Raw genomic sequence first — 21,562 nt, forward strand, 5'->3', positions numbered from 1 at the left:
TTCTGGGGCTCAAATGCTTGCGGATATCTGGGCGTTTTTAACCGACGAGAACAACCGAAAGACTTTGGGTTGGTTAGGCGGAGGACTCGCGGTCTTTTGCAGCGGCGCTTGGATAGTTGTTACCTTTTTCCTGAAGTCCAAAAAGAGCACCGAGACAAAAAAGCAGCAAGACAATTCCGGAGACGGCATTCGTGCTGAGGGCGATGGCAACATTGCCGGTGGCACGATAACTATGGATAGCAGTCCGAACGCGGTGCTCAAAACGGAGGGTCCGACCGAAGTTCGAAGTGAAGGGGATGGCAGCCTCGCGGTTCTCGGAAGTATACAAAACAGTCCTGTCACGATCATCAACCAGCCTCAGGAGACTGCAGGTTCTCCGGGTTTGGTTGAGCACCTGACGCAGTCACTGGCTACTCAGGCGAAGGAGTTCGGCGTCAAGGAAGGGTTACTGATTTCGCTTGCGGAGCGCTATGCGGAAGGGTCACCGGACAACTTCGAAGCGGCTTTGACCGGTCTTAAGCGGGCGCTTGAAGTGGCGCATGCGGAAGCGGAACGCGGGCGACTGCCGTCCAATACCGGCGATGCGGTCGCGGCGGTTCTTGAGCGGATGGACGCGCTGAACGATGCAGGCAGGATCGACGAGGCAGCTTCGGCTCTGGAGACTGAGCTTGTCGAAATGGATCAGGAAGACGAACGGCGCAAGGCCGCGCGCACGAGACTTTACGATAAGGGCATCGCCCAGGCTGTGCTGACCCGCAGGCCCGACAATGCCAGCCGTTTCGTTCTGGCCAAGCTTAACCTCGACCCGCCCTCCCACCCCAATGAACAATTCGACGCACTGCTCAGCGCTCAAGATGAGTGGTACGAGCGTGGCCGGGACAAGGGGCTCAATTTCGACCTTGAGGTGTCCATACTGCTTGCGCAGGAGGCTGCCGCAAGGGCGCGAACGCAAGACCAACGCGGTATGACGCAGAACAACCTGGGCGCCGCGCTAAAGGTGCTTGGCGAGCGCGAGGCGGGGACGGTGCGTCTTGAAGAGGCTGTGACGGCCTTTAGCCTGGCGCTTGAGGAGTGGACGCGCGATCGGGTTCCGCTTGACTGGGCGACGACGCAGAACAACCTGGGCGACGCGCTTCGTGTGCTTGGCGAGCGCGAGGCGGGGACGGCGCGTCTTGAAGAGGCTGTGACGGCCTTTAGCCTGGCGCTTGAGGAGTGGACGCGCGCTCAAGTTCCGCTTGACTGGGCGACGACGCAGAACAACCTGGGCACCACGCTTTCGGCGCTTGGCGAGCGCGAGGCGGGGACGGCGCGTCTGGAAGAGGCTGTGACGGCCTATCGCCTGGCGCTTGAGGAGTGGACGCGCGCTCGGGTTCCGCTTGACTGGGCGATGACGCAGAACAACCTGGGCACCGCGCTTCAGGTGCTTGGCGAGCGCGAGGCCAGCACGGTGCGTCTTGAAGAGGCTGTGACGGCCTATCGACTGGCGCTTGAGGAGATGACGCGCGCTCAAGTTCCGCTTGACTGGGCGACGACGCAGAACAACCTGGGCACCACGCTTTCGGCGCTTGGCGAGCGCGAGGCGGGGACGGCGCGTCTGGAAGAGGCTGTGACGGCCTATCGCCTGGCGCTTGAGGAGTGGACGCGCGCTCGGGTTCCGCTTGACTGGGCGATGACGCAGAACAACCTGGGCACCGCGCTTCAGGAGCTTGGCGCGCGCGAGGCGGGGACGGTGCGTCTTGAAGAGGCTGTGACGGCCTATCGCCTGGCGCTTGAAGAGAGGACACGCGCTCGGGTTCCGCTTTCCTGGGCGATGACGCAGAACAACCTGGGCGCCGCGCTTCAGGTGCTTGGAGAAAAGGGGGGCGGGTGGGCCACATTCGCGAAAGCGAAAAACGCCTTTGAGCTTTCTGCGGAAGAGTACTTCAAGGCATATGGCGACCGCTATTCTCGCGATTTCGAAGACAAGATCGCTGAAACGAACCGACGCATTTCGGAGCATCGGGACGGCGAGTAGGCTTCACAATCTGGGTGCCAAGTGAAGTTGCGCGAAACGCCAAACGAAGTTGCGCGCTACACATCCGCACGCGAAGGCGCGCGCTTGCGCAGGTTCGCTGGCGGGCTTTCATCACTCGGATCGAAAAGGGAAAATGGTGCCGGCAGCAGGATTCGAACCCGCGACCCCGAGATTACAAATCACGTGCTCTACCAGCTGAGCTATACCGGCGCCGGGAAGGCTTCTACCAGATTGGGCGCGCTTGTCCATGCTCTCGAGTGAAATTTTTGGCAAGCTGCGCTTGTTTCGCGTCAAGGCACTGAGATTTTTCATGAAATTGCATAGCCGCTGTGGACAAACGTGCGGAACGACACGGGCCGGCCGGGGGTGTTTGTGTTGTGCGAAAACAAGTGCGGTCCGGATCGGCGCTGCGCCGCGCCGGTCTTGACCCCGGTCGTGTGCCCCGACTTGAAACTGCGCGGCAAAGCGTGTCTGGTAGCAGCGTATTTCTCTTCGGGTGGCCGCAGGCCGTCTTCAATCCTTCGGGTTTCAGCCATCATCGCAAGACTGCATCGCAAGACTGCGCGGCAGGACGGCATGCCGGCGGTCAGCACCCGTTTTCCCGGACCAGTCCAGATGACCCAGTCGCAGCGCATTTGCCTTGTCTTTTTTCTTCAGCCGATCGCGCTGGGGGCCTGGCTGCCGCATATTCCGGGCGTTCAGACGGCGCTCGGGCTCAGCAACAGCGCGCTTGCGCTCGCGCTCGTCGGGGGGCCGGTGGGCACGTCGTCCGCGCTGCTGGTGGCCGGGTGGCTGGCGAACCGGATCGGCGCGCGGAAGATCACGCTGGCGTTCTATCCGGTCTTCCTGAGCGCGATGCTGCTGCCTTTTCTGGCAACCTCGCAATGGCTGCTGATGGGCGCGCTTGTGCTGGTCGGCGGATCCCTGTCGGTGCTGGAACTGGGGCTGAACGTGCTGGCGGACGACTATGAAAAGGACACCGGCCGCAAGATCATGAGCAAGGCCCACGGCTGCTGGAGTTTCGGTCTGCTGGCCGGAACCCTGATCGGCTCGGCCGTCGCCGGCCTGCACTTCGATCCGTTCGTGGCCGGCCTGGGGATCGGTCTTGTGGTGCAGGCCCTGGTCCTGCCGATCATCCTGGGCCTGCCGGAGCGCGCTGCCGGGGCGGGCGCGGTCGCGCCCCCGAGACGGCAGGGGGTGAGGCTGCCGCATCCGCTGCTTCTGGGCGTGTGCGTCTTCACCTTCGGCACCACGCTGGTGGAAGGCGCCGTCGCCGACTGGGCGGCGGTCTACCTGCGCGACGCGTTCGCGGCCAGCCCGGGGCTGGCCGGGCTCGGCATTTCCGTTTTCTCCCTGTGCCTGGCGACGACGCGCCTGTTCGGTGACCGTTTGCGGCAGGTGGCACCGCCGGGCCGTCTCGGGCAGGGGCTGGCTGCGGTCGCGCTGGCGGGTCTGGCCGGGATCTGGCTGGCTCCCGGCGCGCCGGCGGCTCTGGCGGCGCTCGGCATCCTGGGTGTCGGCGCGGCGCTGGCCTTTCCGCTCGGTGTGAGCGCGGCCGCGTCCGCCCCGGGGACGAGCGCGGCGTCCAATGTCGCCGTGCTCTCATTCGTCGCGCTGCTCGGCTTTCTGGCCGGGCCGCTGATGATCGGACCGCTGGCCGATGCCTATGGGATCCGGGCCGGGCTGATGGCACTGGCGCCGATGATCGGACTGAGTCTTGTGCTGGCGCCATTTCTCACGCGGGCCGCAAACCGGCTGCAGGCCCAGTCCGCCGAGTGAGCATTCACCTGCTGCGGCGTTCAGCCGGACGGCCATAGCGCACTGGGCTGTTTCCTGGAGCGTTTTGCATTCAAACGGAAAAATCAGCATCGCTTTTTGCGTTGGAACGCCTGGTTCCAGAAAGTGAAAAGCGATTCCGGTCAAGTGCGATTTGCTCTAAAGGCCCATCTTCATCCGTGCCACATAGAGTGACAGCACGGCGGCGTTGGAGACGTTGAGGGAGCGGATGGCGCCGGGCATGTCGAGCCGGGCGGTCAGACCGCAAGCCTCGCGCACGCCGTGGCGCACGCCCTTGCCCTCCGAGCCGAGCACCAGAACGGTCCGGTCGGTGAAGGGCGTCTCCTCCAGGCTGGCGGCACCGTCGCTGTCGAGCGCGATGCAGCCGAAGCCCTCGTCGGTCATCTCGGCGACGAATCGCGCCATGTTCTTGACGCGCACATGCTTGATCATGTCGAGGGCGCCCGAGGCGGACTTGGCCAGCACCGAGCCTTCTTCCGGGGCATGCCGTTCGGTGGTGACGACGGCATCGGCACCGAGCGCGACGGCGGAACGCAGGATGGCGCCCACGTTGTGCGGGTCGGTGACCTGGTCGAGTGCCAGCACCAGCTTCGCGCCCGACAGGTGCTCCGGGCCATAGGCGGGCAGGGGATCTGCTTCCAGGATCATGCCCTGGTGCACGGCGTCCCTGGTGACCATGCGATCGAGCGCCTTCGGCATCACCGGTTCGACCGGTACGTCAATGACAACGCCGCGCTCCTGAAGCCGGTTTTGCGCGTTCTCGGTCGCATGGAGCTTCAGCCGCTTGCGGTCAGGATTGGCGAAGGCGGCCTCGACCGTGTGCAGCCCGTAGAGCAGCACGGGGCCTTCCGGCGGCAGGCCGGGCCGGCGCGGGGCCGGCTTGCCGGCGAATTTCCTGTTGCCGCGAAACCCGGGCTTGCCGCCCGGGCGCGACGGTTTTCTGTCGTCACTCATGGCGCAGCTCTAACCGGAATCCCGACGCAGGAAAAGAGCCTGATGACAATGAGCCGGCGTTTGTGTGTCACGCCTGCTGCAGGATCATGCAGCTGACCGTGCCATGGGCGATCAGCTTGCCGGCACTGTCGCGCAGGTCCCCCTCGGAGGTCGCCAGGCGGTTGCCGCGATGCACGATCCGGCCCTCGCAGATGACTTCGCCGCTGTCGGCCCGCAGCGGGCGCACCATGTTCACGTTGAGGCTTGTGGTCGTGTAGAACTCGCCGGGCTGCAGGGTCGTGTGCACGGCGCAGCTGAGCGCCGTATCGATCAATGTGGAGATCCAGCCCCCGTGGATCGTGCCGAGCGGGTTCAGGAACGCCTTCGCCGGCAGGCCCGAGAACACGGCCCGTCCCTTTTCGAATTCCTTCATTCTTATATTGGAATGCGCCATGATCGGCGGCGCGGGCAGGTCGCCGGCCATCATTCTTTCAAAGATGTCCAGGCCCGTCAGGGTGGCGAACGCGGATCGGGGCAGGGCATCGAGCGCATGGGCTCTGCCGTTTTCGGTGATGGTGTCGGTCATGAACTCGGGTCCTGGCTGCTATGGAGGGGCTGAATTCGGGTTTCCGCAGGCGATGTGGCGTCTGTCGGTCGTGGCGGCTTATGGTCTTCCAGAACATGCACGGCCTTGCGAAGCGCGGACATGTGGGCCCGGACTGCTTCGGCGCCGTCCGGACCGAGCAATGCGCCGAGTTCGTCCTGGGCACGTTGCCAGGCCTGGTGAATCTCGATGACCTTGCGCTCGCCCTCCGCTGTCAGGACCGGCAGAACCCTGCGGCCGCCATCCTGCCGCCGGGTGACGAGGCCTGCCTTCTCCAGCGGTTTCAGGTTGCGGGCGAGGGTGGACCGGTCGATGCCGAGGAAACGCGCGATTTCCGCAGCGGAGCTGGCGGAGCCTTCGGCGATGGCTGCCAGAAGCTGCGCCTGCGTCAGTTCCAGCCCGAGCCCGGCCAGGTGCCGGTTGTAGTGCCGGGTGAGCAGATTCGCGGTGCGCCGTGCGGCGTGCCCGAAACAGGTTCTGCCCATATGCAGAAAGTCGATTTCATCAAGAGTAGACGTCATGTGTTGTAGGTACAACAAAGGATGGGCGCGGGCAAGACGCAAGACCGCGGGGCGCCGGTCGGGCCGGCGGAAAGTTGTCCACAGGCTGGCGGCGCGGGCATGGTTTTCAAAGGTCCGATTCACGGGAATTGGTGACATTCGAACGCATGCGCGGCACTCTTGGCAGGTGGCCGCCCGGGGCGATCCGATGCGTTCGAAGCACCTGTTTCGAGCGACCCGCTGATTTTGTGCATTTGTTTGCAAAATCAGCGTTGACAGGGCAGGTCCGCATCTGCATAACACGCGCCACGGGATTGCTCGCCCCATCCGGGCGGGCTCTTCGGTAAGCCATCCTGTTCGCTTCGGCGTGAAGCAGGACGAGATGGAGGAGTGCCCGAGTGGCTAAAGGGGACGGACTGTAAATCCGTTGGCTATGCCTACGTTGGTTCGAATCCAACCTCCTCCACCATCGTTTCTGTTTCTCTCGTTGTGCGGGTGTAGCTCAATGGTAGAGCAGCAGCCTTCCAAGCTGACGACGAGGGTTCGATTCCCTTCACCCGCTCCATCATGGGTGCTGATCGGAGTGTCCGGAACGGAAGGCTCTTTCGCCCGGGAATCCTGACAAGAAGTTCAATGGGAAGCATTCGTCGTTCTCGGACCTGTCCTTGACGCCGGAGAGCGGCCTGTGTCGACCGAACTGAGTATTGGATAGAGAGCGACGCCGATGGCGAAAGCAAAATTTGAGCGCACGAAGCCGCACGTTAACATTGGCACGATTGGCCACGTTGACCATGGCAAGACGACGTTGACCGCAGCGATCACGATGACGCTGGCGGAGACCGGCGGAGCCGAAGCAAAAGCCTACGACGAGATCGATGGTGCGCCTGAAGAAAAGGCGCGCGGGATCACGATCTCCACGGCGCATGTCGAGTACGAGACGGAAAACCGTCACTATGCTCACGTTGATTGCCCTGGCCACGCCGACTATGTGAAGAACATGATCACGGGCGCCGCGCAGATGGACGGCGGCATCCTTGTGGTGTCTTCCGCAGACGGCCCGATGCCGCAGACCCGCGAGCACATCCTGCTTGCCCGTCAGGTTGGCGTTCCGGCACTTGTGGTGTTCATGAACAAGGTTGACCAGGTCGACGACGAAGAGCTTCTCGAGCTCGTCGAAATGGAAATCCGCGAACTTCTGTCCTCCTACGAGTATCCTGGCGACGACATTCCGATCGTCAAGGGTTCGGCGCTGGCAGCCGTGGAAAACCGCGATCCGGCCATTGGCCGTGACGCGATCCGCGAGCTGATGGCTCAGGTCGACGCGTACATCCCGACTCCGGAGCGTCCGAAGGACATGCCGTTCCTGATGCCGATCGAAGACGTGTTCTCGATCTCCGGCCGCGGCACCGTCGTGACCGGCCGTGTCGAGCGCGGCATCGTCAAGGTTGGCGAGGAAGTCGAGATTGTCGGCATCAAGGACACCACGAAGACGACGGTTACCGGCGTTGAAATGTTCCGCAAGCTGCTGGACAGCGGTGAAGCGGGCGACAACATCGGCGCGCTGATCCGCGGTGTTGCCCGTGAAGACGTGGAGCGCGGCCAGGTTCTGTGCAAGCCGGGTTCTGTGACCCCGCACACGAAGTTCAAGGCCGAGGCTTACATCCTCACCAAGGAAGAGGGCGGCCGTCATACTCCGTTCTTCACCAACTACCGTCCGCAGTTCTACTTCCGTACGACGGACGTGACCGGTGTGGTGTCGCTGCCGGAAGGCACGGAAATGGTGATGCCGGGCGACAACGTCTCCGTTGACGTTGAACTGATCGTTCCGATCGCCATGGAAGAAGGCCTGCGTTTCGCGATCCGCGAAGGCGGCCGTACCGTCGGCGCCGGCGTCGTCGCATCGATCATCGAGTAAGATGAACAGGGCCACCGGGCTTGTGTCCGGCGGCCTCGCCTCTTAAGTGTTGCGGTGAGCAGCGTTGAGAGGTATCAGGAGCGTGTTCGTGAAAGCGGACGCCTTGAAGGGGTATAGCTCAGCTGGTAGAGCGACGGTCTCCAAAACCGTAGGTCGCGGGTTCGAACCCTGCTGCCCCTGCCATTTTGCTCTTGATTAGTTTGCCTCGAGGGCTTAAACAGTTTCCTTGAGCAAGGCGCGCGAATGATTTTCGCGCGCCCGCTCGCATTTAGAAGACCGGAATCGGAATGGCAAAGACCAATCCCTTTAAATTCATCCAGGAAGTGCGGGCGGAGACGTCCAAGGTGACTTGGCCGACGCGGCGCGAGACCGCGGTGACCACCGTCATGGTGTTCATCATGGTCCTGATCGCCTCGATCTTCTTTCTCGTGGCGGACCAGTTGATGGGCCTCGGGATCGGTTACCTGCTGGGTGTCGGCGGCTAGGCAGTTGCAGCCGACCGGTTAGAAGACAAAGAACAAGAAGCGGAACTGAAATCAATGGCTCAGCGCTGGTACATTGTGCACGCCTACTCCAATTTCGAGAAAAAGGTCGCCGATTCCATCCGCGAAAAGGCCGAACAGCAAGGCTTGTCCGATCTGTTTGAAGAGATTCTCGTTCCGATGGAGAAGGTCGTTGAAGTGCGCCGTGGCCGCAAGGTCGACGCCGAGCGCAAGTTCTTCCCGGGCTACGTGCTGGTGAAGATGGACATGACCAACGAGGCTTTCCACCTGATCAAGGACACGCCGAAAGTGACCGGGTTCCTGGGCGCGGACCAGAAGCCGATGCCGATCCCGGAAAAGGAAGCCTTGCGCATCATCAACCAGGTGCAGGAAGGCGTGGACCGGCCGAAGCCGTCCGTCACCTTCGAGATCGGCGAGCAGGTGCGTGTGTCCGACGGGCCGTTCGCCTCCTTCTCCGGTCTGGTCGAGGAAGTCGACGACGAGCGCGCGCGTCTCAAGGTGGCCGTGTCCATCTTCGGTCGTGCGACGCCGGTGGAACTGGAATTCGGTCAGGTCGACAAGCTCTGACTGTTGTCCGTCCGCAAGGGCGGATTCGAGTGCCCGGCGCCGGTCTGAAGAGGCAGGTGCCGCGGTGAATTGGGTGGAAGGTTCTGGGGCTCATCGCCGGGTCCCGTCAAGGGCCGTACCACCACCTCCCAGGCAGCCGGTTTGCCGACCGGTTGTAAATGACAGGAGAGACACATGGCGAAGAAAATCACTGGTTTCCTGAAGCTTCAGGTACCGGCAGCTTCCGCGACACCGTCGCCGCCCATCGGGCCGGCGCTCGGTCAGCGTGGTTTGAACATCATGGAATTCTGCAAGGCGTTCAACGCCCAGACCCAGGATGTCGAAAAAGGTGCTCCGTGCCCGACCGTGATCACCTATTACTCGGACAAGTCCTTCACTTTCGAAGTGAAGACCGCTCCGGTCAGCTTCTTTTTGAAGAAGGCCGCCAAGGTTCAGAAGGGCGCACAGACCCCTGGCCGCGGCACCGCCGGTTCCGTGACCCGCGAACAGGTCAAGGAAATCGCCGAGTCCAAGATGAAGGACCTGAATGCCAACGACATCGAAGCCGCGATGCTGATGGTTGAAGGTTCCGCCCGCTCCATGGGCCTTGAGGTTAAGGGGTAAGATCATGGCGAAGGTTGGAAAACGTCTCAAGTCCGCTCGTGAGGGCATCGACAGCAACAAGCTGTACTCGCTCGGCGAAGCCATCAGCTTCGTGAAAGAGCGCTCCAAGACCAAATTCGACGAGACCGTCGAACTTGCGATCAATCTGGGTGTCGACCCGCGTCACGCCGACCAGATGGTCCGTGGCGTGTGCGTGTTGCCGAACGGCACAGGCAAGAATGTCCGTGTCGCCGTGTTCGCCCGTGGCGACAAGGCCGACGAGGCCAAGGCGGCCGGTGCCGACATCGTCGGCGCGGAAGAACTTGTCCAGGAAGTGCAGGGCGGCAAGATCGACTTTGACCGCTGTATCGCCACTCCGGACATGATGCCGCTGGTCGGTCGTCTCGGCAAGGTGCTTGGCCCGCGCGGCCTGATGCCGAACCCGAAGGTCGGAACGGTGACCCCGGACGTGACCGCAGCCGTCAACGACGCCAAGGGCGGTGCCGTCCAGTTCCGCGTCGAAAAGGCCGGTATCGTTCATGCCGGCGTCGGCAAGGTGTCCTTCTCCGAAGAAGCCATCGCGGAGAACGTCAAGGCGCTCCTGGATGCCGTCCAGAAGGCCAAGCCGTCCGGCTCGAAAGGCTCCTATCTGAAGCGCATCGCCGTGTCCTCGACGATGGGCCCGGGTGTGAAGATCGATCTCGCCAGCGTTGCCGGCGAGTAATCCGGCCAGGCCGGATTGACTTGAAGAGATTCCGGCCGCAAGGCCGGAAAGATCCGGCGGTTCGCCGCCGGGTTGCCCTGTCCGAGACTGCAGGTGCCGGGAAACCGGCTTAAGCCATCAAGGCCTGCATAGATGGGTGAGAACCGGTTTCTCCGCCGATCCGGCGGACCACCTGGTTCGAACCAGACCTTGCCGCGCACCGAACAGGTGTGAAGGCGAGGGGACAGGACCCTGAGCGTCGCCTGACCGGCGGTTTCGGGTTCGGAACCACCCTTCGGGCGGCAAAGGTAAACCGGCGGCGGCAACGCCGCCAAATGGAGAAGGCAAGTGGAAAGAGCGGAAAAGCACGAGTTCGTGACGGCTCTCAACGCCGAGCTGGGTAGCTCCGGTGTTGTTGTTGTTGCGCACTATGCAGGTCTTTCGGTTTCTCAGATGACCGCCTTGCGGGCGTCTGTACGTGAAGCCGGCGGCACTGTGAAAGTCGCGAAAAACCGCCTTGTGAAACTCGCCCTTCAAGGCACCGACCTTGAGCACATCTCCGACCTGTTTCAGGGCCCGACCGTCATCGTCCACTCCGACGATCCGGTAGCCGCTCCGAAAGCAGCCGTCGATTTCGCCAAGGCAAACGAGAAGTTTGCAATCCTTGGCGGTGCTCTTGGCTCGACCAACCTGAATCCGGACGGGGTCAAGACCCTGGCAACCATGCCGTCGCTCGATGAGCTGCGCGCGAAACTGGTTGGCATGATCCAGACCCCGGCATCCCGTATCGCTCAGGTTGTCAACGCACCGGCCGGGCAGCTCGCCCGCGTCTTCAATGCGTATGCCACGAAGGACGAGGCCGCATAAGGCGACCAAACACTGTCTCACGAAACCAACACTGGTTCGAACTTAAGGTACTAAGAAAATGGCTGATCTTGAAAAGCTCGTAGAAGAACTGTCCGCCCTCACTGTCATGGAAGCTGCTGAACTTTCCAAGCTTCTTGAAGAAAAGTGGGGCGTATCCGCTGCTGCTCCGGTCGCAGTTGCCGCTGCTGCCGGTGGTGCCGGCGAAGCTGCCGCTGCTGAAGAGAAAACCGAATTTGACGTTGTTCTGACCGCCGCCGGCGACAAGAAGATCAACGTCATCAAGGAAGTCCGCGCCATCACCGGCCTGGGCCTGAAGGAAGCCAAGGAACTCGTCGAGTCCGCTCCGAAGGCCGTCAAGGAAGCTGTCAGCAAGGACGAAGCTGAAGAGCTGAAGAAGAAGCTTGAAGAAGCTGGTGCTTCCGTAGAGCTGAAATAATAAGGCCTTTGGCCTTATGAACGGTCCCGGCTCGCCGGGACCGTTGATTGCCCCGGCGGGTCTGACCCGTTTCCGGGGCGAACGTACCACTAGGGCATGCCGAAACTGCCGATGGCACGGTATGTCCTGGACCCCACAGACCGATCAACGCGTCTGCTTTCTGGTGAGGTCACTTTGAAGCAGGTTGATCCGAGGGGGACGGTTTTCCGAAGCGCCCGGGCCCAGGCCCGATTGAAAACGGGGCGTTTCGGGAAGCCGTTACCCGGCCGATACGAGGAGCGACAATGACCCAAACGTTCAACGGTCGCAAAAAGGTCCGTAAATATTTCGGATCGATCCGCGATGTCGCGGCTATGCCCAATCTCATCGAGGTTCAGAAAGCATCCTACGACCAGTTTCTTCAGGTCGACGAGATGCCGGGCGGTGGCCGCAAGGTTGAAGGCCTGGAAGCCGTCTTCCAGTCCGTATTTCCGATCTCCGATTTTGCCGGCACATCACTGCTGGAATTTGTTTCCTTCGAATTTGAAGCTCCGAAGTACGACGTCGACGAGTGCCGCCAGCGCGACATGACGTTCGCCGCGCCGCTGAAGGTCACTCTGCGCCTGATCGTATTCGATGTCGACGAGGACACCGGTGCGAAGTCCGTCAAGGACATCAAGGAACAGGACGTCTACATGGGCGACATGCCCTTCATGACGGACAACGGCACGTTCATCGTCAACGGCACGGAACGCGTGATCGTCTCCCAGATGCACCGGTCTCCGGGCGTCTTTTTCGATCATGACAAGGGCAAGACCCATTCCTCCGGAAAGCTGCTGTTCGCAGCTCGCGTGATCCCGTATCGCGGTTCCTGGCTCGATATCGAGTTCGACGCCAAGGACATCGTGCATGCGCGTATCGACCGCCGCCGCAAGATCCCGGTGACATCTCTGCTGATGGCGCTCGGTCTGGACGGTGAGGAAATCCTCAACACCTTCTACGAGCGGATCGACTACACCCGCCAGAAGGACGGGTCCTGGCGCCTGCCGTTCGACGGCAACCGCCTCAAGGGCACCAAGGCATCCTTTGACCTGATCGACGCGGACAGCGGCGACGTTGTCATCGAGGGCGGGCGCAAGATCACCGCGCGCACCATCCGTCAGCTCGAGGAAAAGGGCGTCACCGCGCTGAAAGTGACCGACGAGGACCTGCACGCCCAGTATCTGGCCGAAGACCTTGTCGATGCCACGAGCGGTGAAATCTACTGCGAAGCCGGAGACGAGATCACTGGCAAGCTGCTGGAAGAGCTGGTTGAGCGTGGGTATCACGATCTGCCGATCCTCGATATCGATCACGTCAACACCGGTCCCTACATCCGCAACACGCTGGCCGTCGACAAGAACGAGTCCCGCGAAGATGCGCTGTTCGACATCTACCGCGTGATGCGTCCGGGCGAGCCGCCCACCATCGACACTGCCGAAGCGATGTTCCAGTCGCTGTTCTTCGACGGAGAGCGCTACGACCTGTCCGCTGTCGGCCGGGTCAAGATGAACATGCGTCTCGACGTGGAGTGCGAGGACACCGTCCGGACCCTGCGCAAGGAAGACATCCTGGAAGTCATCCGGGTGCTTCTGCAACTGCGTGACGGCAAGGGCGAAATCGACGACATCGACAATCTCGGCAACCGCCGTGTCCGGTCGGTCGGCGAGTTGATGGAAAATCAGTACCGCGTCGGCCTGCTGCGCATGGAACGGGCGATCAAGGAGCGGATGAGCTCCGTCGAGATCGATACCGTGATGCCGCAGGACCTGATCAACGCGAAACCGGCCGCGGCTGCCGTTCGTGAATTCTTCGGCTCCTCGCAGCTGTCGCAGTTCATGGATCAGACCAACCCACTGTCGGAAGTCACGCACAAACGCCGCCTGTCGGCGCTTGGCCCGGGTGGTCTTACCCGTGAACGTGCAGGCTTCGAGGTCCGCGACGTTCACCCGACCCATTACGGCCGCATCTGCCCGATCGAAACGCCGGAAGGCCCGAACATCGGTCTGATCAACTCCCTGGCGACGTTTGCGCGTGTCAACAAGTACGGCTTCATCGAAAGCCCGTACCGCAAGGTGAAGGACGGCACCGTTTCCAGCGACGTCGTCTATCTCTCCGCCATGGAAGAAGCCAAGCACTATGTGGCGCAGTCCAACGCGGTCTACAACGAAGAGGGTCACTTCACCGAGGAGCTGATCACTTGCCGTCACGCCGGTGAAAACATGATGGTGCCGTCCGACAAGGTCGACCTCATGGATGTGTCGCCGAAGCAGCTTGTCTCGGTCGCCGCGGCGCTCATTCCGTTCCTGGAAAACGATGACGCCAACCGCGCGCTCATGGGCTCGAACATGCAGCGTCAGGCGGTTCCGCTGGTTCGCGCCGAGGCGCCGTTTGTCGGCACCGGCATGGAGCCGATCGTGGCCCGCGACTCCGGCGCCGCCATTGGTGCCCGCCGCGCCGGTATTGTCGATCAGGTCGATGCGACCCGTATCGTGATCCGGGCAACGGAAGACCTCGATCCGGGCAAGTCCGGCGTCGATATCTACCGCTTGCAGAAGTTCCAGCGGTCCAACCAGAACACCTGCATCAACCAGCGTCCGCTGGTGCGTGTCGGTGACCGGGTCCACAAGACCGACATCATCGCGGATGGTCCCTCGACAGATCTCGGCGATCTGGCGCTCGGCCGGAACGTGCTCGTCGCGTTCATGCCCTGGAACGGCTACAACTTCGAGGATTCCATCCTGTTGTCCGAGCGCATCGTCTCCGACGATGTCTTCACCTCCATTCACCTCGAGGAATTCGAAGTGATGGCACGTGATACCAAGCTTGGTCCGGAGGAAATCACCCGCGACATTCCGAACGTTTCGGAAGAAGCCCTGAAGAACCTCGATGAAGCCGGCATTGTCTATATCGGTGCCGAGCTGAATCCGGGCGACATCCTGGTCGGCAAGATCACTCCGAAGGGCGAAAGCCCGATGACGCCGGAAGAAAAGCTTCTGCGCGCCATCTTCGGCGAGAAGGCGTCCGACGTCCGTGATACCTCCCTGCGCCTGCCGCCGGGCGTCGCGGGCACCGTTGTCGAAGTGCGCGTCTTCAACCGCCACGGCGTTGAAAAGGACGAGCGCGCGATGGCGATCGAGCGCGAGGAAATCGAACGGCTGGCAAAGGACCGGGACGACGAACAGGCGATCCTTGACCGCAACGTCTATGGCCGTCTGGCCGAGATGCTGATGGACAAGACCGCTGTTGCCGGCCCGAAGGGCTTCAAGAAGGACGCAGTCCTGACCGGAGATGTCCTGAACGACTTCCCGCGGTCGCAGTGGTGGCAGTTCGCCAGCGACGACGAGAAGTTCATGTCCGAAATCGAGGCTCTGCGCGGTCAGTACGACGACAGCCGCAAGCGTCTCGAGCAGCGGTTCATCGACAAGGTCGAGAAGCTGCAGCGCGGTGACGAGCTGCCGCCGGGTGTCATGAAGATGGTCAAGGTCTTCGTCGCGGTGAAGCGCAAGCTGCAGCCGGGCGACAAGATGGCCGGCCGTCACGGCAACAAGGGCGTGGTGTCCAAGATCAACCCGTGCGAGGACATGCCGTTCCTGGCGGACGGCACCCATGTCGATATCGTGCTCAACCCGCTCGGCGTGCCGTCGCGCATGAACGTCGGCCAGATCCTGGAGACACATCTGGGCTGGGCCTGCCGTGGCATGGGCAACCGGATCGGCGAACTCTACGACGAGTACCGCAAGTCCGGTGAAATCGGAGAGCTGCGCGGCAAGATCGTCGAGATCTACGGCGACAATCTCAAGGGCGACGCTGTCCAGGAGTTTGACGACGAAGGTATCGAACGTCTTGCGGATCAGTTGAAGAAGGGCGTTTCGATCGCGACGCCGGTCTTTGACGGTGCCCGTGAGCCGGACGTTGTCGAGGCGCTCAATGTCGCCGGCTACGATCCGAGCGGACAGTCCGTTCTGTATGACGGACGGACCGGCGAGGAATTCGACCGCAAGGTGACCGTGGGCTATATCTACATGCTCAAGCTTCACCACCTGGTCGATGACAAGATCCATGCCCGTTCGATCGGCCCGTACTCGCTTGTTACCCAGCAGCCGCTGGGCGGCAAGGCACAGTTCGGTGGCCAGCGCTTCGGTGAAATGGAGGTCTGGGCGCTCGAAGCTTACGGTGCGGCCTACACGCTGCAGGAAATGCTCACCGTCAAGTCGGATGACGTGGCTGGCCGGACCAAGGTCTATGAGGCCATTGTCCGCGGCGACGACACGTTCGAGGCGGGCATTCCGGAAAGCTTCAACGTGCTTGTGAAGGAAATGCGGTCCCTGGGTCTGAACGTTGAACTGCAACGGACCGATGTACCCGCGATTGGCGAGGAAGACACTGCGGACGCCGCAGAGTAACCCCCGCCAACGGACCACAAATGACTTGGTATGCCGGTCGCGGGGAGGGGCAACAACGCCCGCTCCCCGGCCGCGCATCGAAGGAGATGATCATGAATCATGAGGTCATGAACCTGTTCAATCAGCAGGCTCCCGCACAGACCTTCGACAATATCCGGATCTCGCTGGCGAGCCCGGAAAAGATCCTGTCCTGGTCGTTCGGCGAAATCAAAAAGCCGGAGACCATCAACTACCGCACGTTCAAGCCGGAACGCGACGGCCTGTTCTGCGCACGCATCTTCGGCCCGATCAAGGACTACGAATGTCTTTGCGGCAAGTACAAGCGCATGAAGTACAAGGGCGTCATCTGCGAAAAGTGTGGCGTTGAAGTCACCCTGTCGCGGGTCCGCCGTGAACGCATGGGCCATATCGAACTGGCGGCTCCGGTCGCGCATATCTGGTTCCTGAAGTCCCTGCCGAGCCGCATCGGTCTGCTGCTCGACATGACGCTGAAGGATCTGGAACGCGTTCTTTATTTCGAGAACTACGTGGTGCTCGAGCCGGGCCTGACCCCGCTCAAGCAGCATCAGTTGCTCTCGGAAGAAGATTTCGTCGCCGCCCAGGACGAATACGGTGAGGATGCCTTCACCGCGATGATCGGCGCAGAGGCGATCCGCGAGATCCTGATGAGCATGGATCTTGAGCGCGAAAGCGAAAAGCTGCGTCAGGAAATCGCCGAGGCGACAACCGAACTGAAGCCGAAGAAGCTGGCCAAGCGTCTCAAGGTCATCGAAGCATTCATGGAATCGGGCAACCGGCCCGAATGGATGATCATGACCGTGGTTCCGGTGATCCCGCCGGATCTGCGCCCGCTCGTGCCCCTGGATGGTGGCCGGTTCGCGACGTCGGATCTGAACGATCTGTACCGCCGCGTGATCAACCGGAACAACCGTCTGCGCCGCCTGATGGAACTGCGTGCTCCGGACATCATCATCCGGAACGAAAAGCGCATGCTGCAGGAGTCCGTTGACGCCCTGTTCGACAACGGCCGCCGCGGCCGGGTCATCACCGGTGCCAACAAGCGTCCGCTGAAGTCCCTGTCCGACATGCTCAAGGGCAAGCAGGGCCGCTTCCGGCAGAACCTGCTCGGCAAGCGCGTCGACTATTCCGGCCGTTCGGTGATCACCGTGGGTCCGGAGCTGAAGCTGCATCAGTGCGGCTTGCCGAAGAAGATGGCGCTTGAACTGTTCAAGCCGTTCATCTATTCGCGCCTCGACGCCAAGGGCTTTTCCTCCACGGTCAAGCAGGCCAAGAAGCTGGTCGAAAAGGAACGCCCGGAAGTCTGGGACATCCTCGACGAAGTCATCCGTGAGCATCCGGTTCTTCTGAACCGTGCGCCGACCCTGCACCGTCTCGGCATTCAGGCCTTCGAGCCGACGCTGATCGAGGGCAAGGCCATCCAGCTGCATCCACTCGTCTGTTCGGCCTTCAACGCCGACTTCGACGGTGACCAGATGGCTGTTCACGTGCCGCTTTCGCTGGAAGCCCAGCTGGAAGCACGCACGCTGATGATGTCGACCAACAACATCCTGCACCCGGCAAACGGTGGCCCGATCATCGTGCCTTCGCAGGATATTGTTCTGGGTCTCTACTACCTCTCCATCATGGCGGAGAAGGAGCCGGGTGAAGGCATGGCCTTCGGCGACATCGGCGAGATCCATCATGCGCTCGCCAACAAGGTCATCACGCTGCATTCCAAGATCAAGGGACGGTTCAAGTCCATTGATGCGGACGGCAATCCGACCTCGGAGATCTTCGAGACGACCCCGGGCCGGATGCTGATCGCGGAACTGCTGCCGAAGCATTTCGAGGTGCCTTTCGACGCCTGCAACAAGCTGATGACCAAGAAAGACATCTCCAAGATGATCGACACGGTCTATCGGGCCTGCGGTCAGAAGGAGACGGTCATCTTCTGTGACCGGATCATGCAGCTTGGCTTCAAGAATGCCTGTAACGCCGGCATTTCCTTCGGCATGGACGACATGGTCATCCCGGACACCAAGCAGAACCTGGTGGCGGAAACCTCCGCGCTGGCGACCGAATACGAGCAGCAGTACAATGACGGCCTGATCACCCAGGGCGAGAAGTACAACAAGGTCGTCGACGCCTGGGCGAAATGCACCGACAAGATTGCCGACGAGATGATGGCCCGCATCAAGGCGGTCCAGATCAATGAGGAGACTGGCCGTCAGAAACCGATGAACTCGGTCTACATGATGTCTCACTCCGGTGCCCGTGGTTCGCCCCAGCAGATGAAACAGCTGGCCGGCATGCGTGGTCTGATGGCCAAGCCGGACGGATCGATCATCGAGAACCCGATCATCTCGAACTTCAAGGAAGGCCTGTCGGTTCTGGAGTACTTCAACTCCACCCACGGTGCCCGTAAGGGTCTGGCCGATACCGCCCTGAAGACGGCGAACTCAGGTTACCTGACCCGCCGTCTGGTGGATGTCGCGCAGGATTCGATCATCCTGGAGCCGGACTGCGGTTCGACACGCGGCATTACCGTCGCCCCGATCGTCGATGCCGGTAACGTCATCGCCTCCCTGGGCATGCGCGTTCTCGGTCGTACGACCGCTGAGGATGTCTTCAACAACCAGACCGGCGAGCTCATCGTTGCCAGAGGCACGCTGATCGACGAGAAGGACGTTGAAGTCATAGAGGCAGCCAAGGTTCAGCAGATCAAGATCCGTTCGGTTCTGACCTGTGAGACGGAAACCGGCGTGTGCGGGACCTGCTACGGCCGTGACCTTGCCCGCGGGACACCGGTCAACCTTGGTGAGGCTGTTGGCGTCATTGCCGCGCAGTCCATCGGTGAGCCCGGCACCCAGCTGACGATGCGGACGTTCCACATCGGCGGTACGGCGCAGGTTGTCGACAGCTCGTTCATCGAGTCCAACGTCGACGGAACCATCAAGATCCGCAACCGGTCGGTTCAGCGGGACTCTGACGGAAACCTGATTGCCATGGTCCGCAACATGTCCATCGTTGTCATCGACAGCGACGACAACGAGCGTGCCGTGCACCGGGTTGCCTATGGTTCCAGGCTGCATGTAGACGAGGGCGATGCGGTCAAGCGCGGCCAGCGGATTGCCGAGTGGGATCCGTACACACGGCCGATGCTCGCGGAAGTCGACGGTGTCGTGGACTTCGAGGACCTGGTCGACAGTGCTTCCATGCAGGAAACCGCCGACGAGGCGACCGGCATCACCAAACGTATCGTCATCGACTGGCGGTCCACACCGCGCGGCGTCGATCTGAAACCTGCCATTGTCGTCAAGGACGACAAGGGTGCGATTCAGAAAAACCAGCGTGGCTCGGACGCCCGGCTGATGCTGTCGGTCGACGCGGTTCTCTCCGTGCAGCCCGGCTCCGTGGTCAAGGCCGGTGACGTTCTGGCGCGTATTCCCCTGGAAAGCGCCAAGACGAAGGACATCACCGGTGGTCTGCCGCGTGTTGCGGAACTGTTCGAGGCCCGCCGTCCCAAGGATCATGCGATCATCGCCGAAATCGATGGCACGATCCGGTTCGGCCGGGATTACAAGAACAAGCGCCGCGTCATCATCGAGCCGTCCGAGGAGGGTGCCGAGCCCGTCGAATACCTCATCCCGAAAGGCAAGCACTTCCATCTTCAGGAAGGCGATGCCATCGAGAAGGGGGAGTATATCCTCGACGGCAACCCGGCACCGCATGACATTCTGGCCGTGAAGGGCGTGGAAGCGCTCGCCGCCTATCTCGTCAACGAGATCCAGGAAGTCTACCGTCTGCAGGGCGTGACCATCAACGACAAGCACATCGAGGTGATTGTCCGGCAGATGCTGCAGAAGATCGAGATCACCGATCCTGGCGAAACCGAGTTCTTCTCGGGAGAGCAGGTCGACAAGCTCGACTTCGAAGAGGCCAACCGCAAGGCGGTCGACAATGCGCGCGACCCGGCCAAGGGCAGCCCGGTCCTGCTCGGGATCACCAAGGCGTCCCTGCAGACCCGGTCGTTCTTCTCCGCCGCCTCCTTCCAGGAGACGACACGCGTCCTGACCGATGCGGCTGTCAACGGCAAGACCGACCCGCTGGTCGGCCTCAAGGAGAACGTGATCGTCGGGCGTCTGATCCCTGCCGGTACCGGCGGGGTGATGAAGCGTATCCGCAAGATCGCCTCGCACCGCGACGACCTGATCCAGGAAGCACAACGTCAGCAGTCTTCGGACAGCGCCGCGGAAGGGCTTCTGGAGGACATGAGCGGAGCGGCCGAGTAACCGGTGCTCCGACAAACGATCGAAAAAGGCCGCCTCCGGGCGGCCTTTCTTTTAGAATGGTCGCAACAGGAGGCCGGAAACATGAATGACAATGAACTCGAACTGGATCCGGTGGTCTACATCGTCATCGGCCGGGTCTGGGAAAACGAAGAGGCCTCGCCCGAGCACGCGATCACCGTGCATGCGCTGCTGAAGGCACCGGATGAAGACGATGCGGTCCGCAAGACCCTGGAGTCGCTCTCCTCGCAAGGATTTGCCGAAGCGGAGCTGGAACAGATCGGCGTGATGGACGGGGAACCGGACGATCCGGTGTATGAAAGCGCCTACCAGGATGCGCTGTCCGGCAATGTGGCCATCGTCACGATTTCCGACTGAGCCCGGACGATCGCCGGCACCGCGCCGGTGCCGGGAGTGGCTGAAGCAGGCCCGGCGGGGAAGGGGGCTTCGGTACCGGTCTCTCGTTGCGGCGGAGCCGGGGGAGCGATGGAGGCAAGCGGAATCAGTTGCGCACAGGGTACGTCGGACGATTCTGGTGCGCCGTTGGAAGCCCGGACGCCCCGTTTTGACTCACCCTCTTAACATCCAATTCAGTTTCGGACGGGATGGTGATGACGGGCGTGAAACAAAATTACAAAAAGCCCGTCACAAACACGCACAGACACATCATATGTTGCCGGAAACATTGCGGAAAATGAGGGCGACCTGGCCTGATGCGCAGAAGCGCGGTTTTTTCGACAAAGCACTTGACGCAATGGGTGCATATGAGTAGTTTCCGCGCATCCCAAGGGCAGGCGGTAAGAGTGAACCCGTCCAGCGCTGACCAAGGCGCAGGACCCAATCCTCTTAAACGCTGCCGGGTTACATAGGCGAATACGCGTCGATTGCATGACTGCGGGGCAACTCGTGGTCCTCTGGTTTTTCGCAGCGCCGGCCGCTCTTTCGAGAGCGCGCGGGCGCGATTTTGCATGTCTTGTCGGGCAGCAGGGTCAGCGGGGACTGCAGTTGCATACGAATTTTTGGATGGACAAGGTAAAGGGCAAAGAATGCCGACCATCAACCAGTTGATCCGCAAGCCGCGGAAAGATCCGCCGAAGCGGAACAAGGTGCCGGCCATGGAGGCCTGCCCTCAGAAGCGTGGTGTTTGCACCCGCGTCTACACGACGACTCCGAAGAAGCCGAACTCGGCTCTGCGTAAGGTGGCCAAGATCCGCCTGACCAACGGCTTCGAAGTCATCGGCTACATCCCGGGTGAAGGTCACAACCTTCAGGAACACTCGGTGGTGATGATCCGTGGCGGCCGCGTCAAGGATTTGCCGGGTGTGCGCTACCACATCATCCGTGGTGTGCTCGATACCCAGGGCGTTAAGGATCGTAAGCAGCGTCGTTCGAAATACGGCGCCAAGCGGCCGAAGTAAGGAGCACACA

General features: G+C 61.6%; 16 protein-coding genes and 4 tRNA genes. 16 read left to right on the forward strand and 4 right to left on the reverse strand.

Annotated features, from left to right (window positions below):
• The first annotated feature begins 13 nt into the window (after window positions 1-13).
• Window positions 14-2,014: a tetratricopeptide repeat protein gene (locus AC0VX3_RS12770; RefSeq protein WP_475525026.1), complete on the forward strand. Its 2,001-nt coding sequence runs from the start codon at window positions 14-16 to the stop codon at window positions 2,012-2,014.
• 134 nt (window positions 2,015-2,148) lie between these two features.
• Here the strand turns inward: AC0VX3_RS12770 and AC0VX3_RS12775 are convergent.
• Window positions 2,149-2,224: transfer RNA gene (locus tag AC0VX3_RS12775), tRNA-Thr, on the reverse strand.
• 405 nt (window positions 2,225-2,629) lie between these two features.
• On the opposite strand from AC0VX3_RS12775, the gene AC0VX3_RS12780 reads away from it, so the two are divergent.
• Window positions 2,630-3,793, forward strand: a complete 1,164-nt coding sequence (locus tag AC0VX3_RS12780) for an MFS transporter (RefSeq protein WP_475525027.1) — start codon at window positions 2,630-2,632, stop codon at window positions 3,791-3,793.
• Window positions 3,794-3,949: 156 nt separating this feature from the next.
• Here the strand turns inward: AC0VX3_RS12780 and AC0VX3_RS12785 are convergent, their stop codons facing one another.
• The 3 genes from AC0VX3_RS12785 to AC0VX3_RS12795 form a co-directional block, all read right to left on the reverse strand.
• Complete coding sequence (locus AC0VX3_RS12785; RefSeq protein ID WP_475525028.1) at window positions 3,950-4,765, reverse strand: TrmH family RNA methyltransferase; 816 nt, start codon at window positions 4,763-4,765, stop codon at window positions 3,950-3,952.
• A 67-nt stretch (window positions 4,766-4,832) separates the two neighbouring features.
• Entirely contained in the window at window positions 4,833-5,330 is a 498-nt protein-coding gene (locus AC0VX3_RS12790; RefSeq protein ID WP_475525029.1) for a PaaI family thioesterase, read from the reverse strand.
• Entirely contained in the window at window positions 5,327-5,869 is a 543-nt protein-coding gene (locus tag AC0VX3_RS12795) for a MarR family winged helix-turn-helix transcriptional regulator (RefSeq protein WP_475525030.1), read from the reverse strand. The genes AC0VX3_RS12790 and AC0VX3_RS12795 overlap by 4 nt, the downstream gene beginning before the upstream one ends.
• Window positions 5,870-6,232: 363 nt before the next feature.
• On the opposite strand from AC0VX3_RS12795, the gene AC0VX3_RS12800 reads away from it, so the two are divergent.
• The 14 genes from AC0VX3_RS12800 to rpsL all read left to right on the forward strand — a co-directional run bounded on the left by AC0VX3_RS12800 (window position 6,233) and on the right by rpsL (window position 21,552).
• Window positions 6,233-6,317, forward strand: a tRNA-Tyr gene (locus AC0VX3_RS12800).
• Between the two features lie 22 nt (window positions 6,318-6,339).
• Window positions 6,340-6,413 (forward strand) — tRNA-Gly (locus AC0VX3_RS12805).
• Between the two features lie 159 nt (window positions 6,414-6,572).
• Window positions 6,573-7,763, forward strand: coding sequence for an elongation factor Tu (gene tuf / locus AC0VX3_RS12810; protein WP_475525031.1), 1,191 nt, complete (start codon window positions 6,573-6,575; stop codon window positions 7,761-7,763).
• Between the two features lie 107 nt (window positions 7,764-7,870).
• Window positions 7,871-7,946 (forward strand) — tRNA-Trp (locus AC0VX3_RS12815).
• Window positions 7,947-8,050: 104 nt separating this feature from the next.
• A complete protein-coding gene (secE, locus tag AC0VX3_RS12820) occupies window positions 8,051-8,248 on the forward strand; it encodes a preprotein translocase subunit SecE (RefSeq protein WP_342892464.1) in 198 nt (65 codons plus the stop codon).
• Window positions 8,249-8,302: 54 nt separating this feature from the next.
• On the forward strand, window positions 8,303-8,833 hold the full coding sequence (gene nusG / locus AC0VX3_RS12825; RefSeq protein ID WP_342892465.1) for a transcription termination/antitermination protein NusG: 531 nt from the start codon (window positions 8,303-8,305) through the stop codon (window positions 8,831-8,833).
• A gap of 174 nt (window positions 8,834-9,007) precedes the next feature.
• Window positions 9,008-9,436, forward strand: coding sequence for a 50S ribosomal protein L11 (rplK, locus tag AC0VX3_RS12830; RefSeq protein ID WP_342892466.1), 429 nt, complete (start codon window positions 9,008-9,010; stop codon window positions 9,434-9,436).
• A gap of 4 nt (window positions 9,437-9,440) precedes the next feature.
• The gene (gene rplA / locus AC0VX3_RS12835; protein WP_342892467.1) at window positions 9,441-10,139 is read left to right on the forward strand and encodes a 50S ribosomal protein L1; all 699 of its coding nucleotides are present in this window, start codon (window positions 9,441-9,443) and stop codon (window positions 10,137-10,139) included.
• A gap of 327 nt (window positions 10,140-10,466) precedes the next feature.
• Window positions 10,467-10,985 (forward strand): 50S ribosomal protein L10, encoded by a 519-nt coding sequence (gene rplJ, locus AC0VX3_RS12840; RefSeq protein ID WP_475525032.1) that lies wholly within the window; start codon window positions 10,467-10,469, stop codon window positions 10,983-10,985.
• Window positions 10,986-11,043: 58 nt separating this feature from the next.
• The gene (gene rplL / locus AC0VX3_RS12845) at window positions 11,044-11,421 is read left to right on the forward strand and encodes a 50S ribosomal protein L7/L12 (protein ID WP_342892469.1); all 378 of its coding nucleotides are present in this window, start codon (window positions 11,044-11,046) and stop codon (window positions 11,419-11,421) included.
• A gap of 284 nt (window positions 11,422-11,705) precedes the next feature.
• Entirely contained in the window at window positions 11,706-15,845 is a 4,140-nt protein-coding gene (rpoB, locus tag AC0VX3_RS12850; protein WP_475525033.1) for a DNA-directed RNA polymerase subunit beta, read from the forward strand.
• A 92-nt stretch (window positions 15,846-15,937) separates the two neighbouring features.
• Window positions 15,938-20,137 (forward strand): DNA-directed RNA polymerase subunit beta', encoded by a 4,200-nt coding sequence (rpoC, locus tag AC0VX3_RS12855; RefSeq protein WP_475525034.1) that lies wholly within the window; start codon window positions 15,938-15,940, stop codon window positions 20,135-20,137.
• Window positions 20,138-20,218: 81 nt separating this feature from the next.
• Window positions 20,219-20,512 (forward strand): regulator, encoded by a 294-nt coding sequence (locus AC0VX3_RS12860; protein WP_475525035.1) that lies wholly within the window; start codon window positions 20,219-20,221, stop codon window positions 20,510-20,512.
• 668 nt (window positions 20,513-21,180) lie between these two features.
• The gene (gene rpsL, locus AC0VX3_RS12865) at window positions 21,181-21,552 is read left to right on the forward strand and encodes a 30S ribosomal protein S12 (RefSeq protein WP_006936459.1); all 372 of its coding nucleotides are present in this window, start codon (window positions 21,181-21,183) and stop codon (window positions 21,550-21,552) included.
• The last annotated feature ends 10 nt before the right edge of the window (window positions 21,553-21,562 follow it).

Source organism: Roseibium sp. QJM3NY_11, from assembly GCF_056173175.1.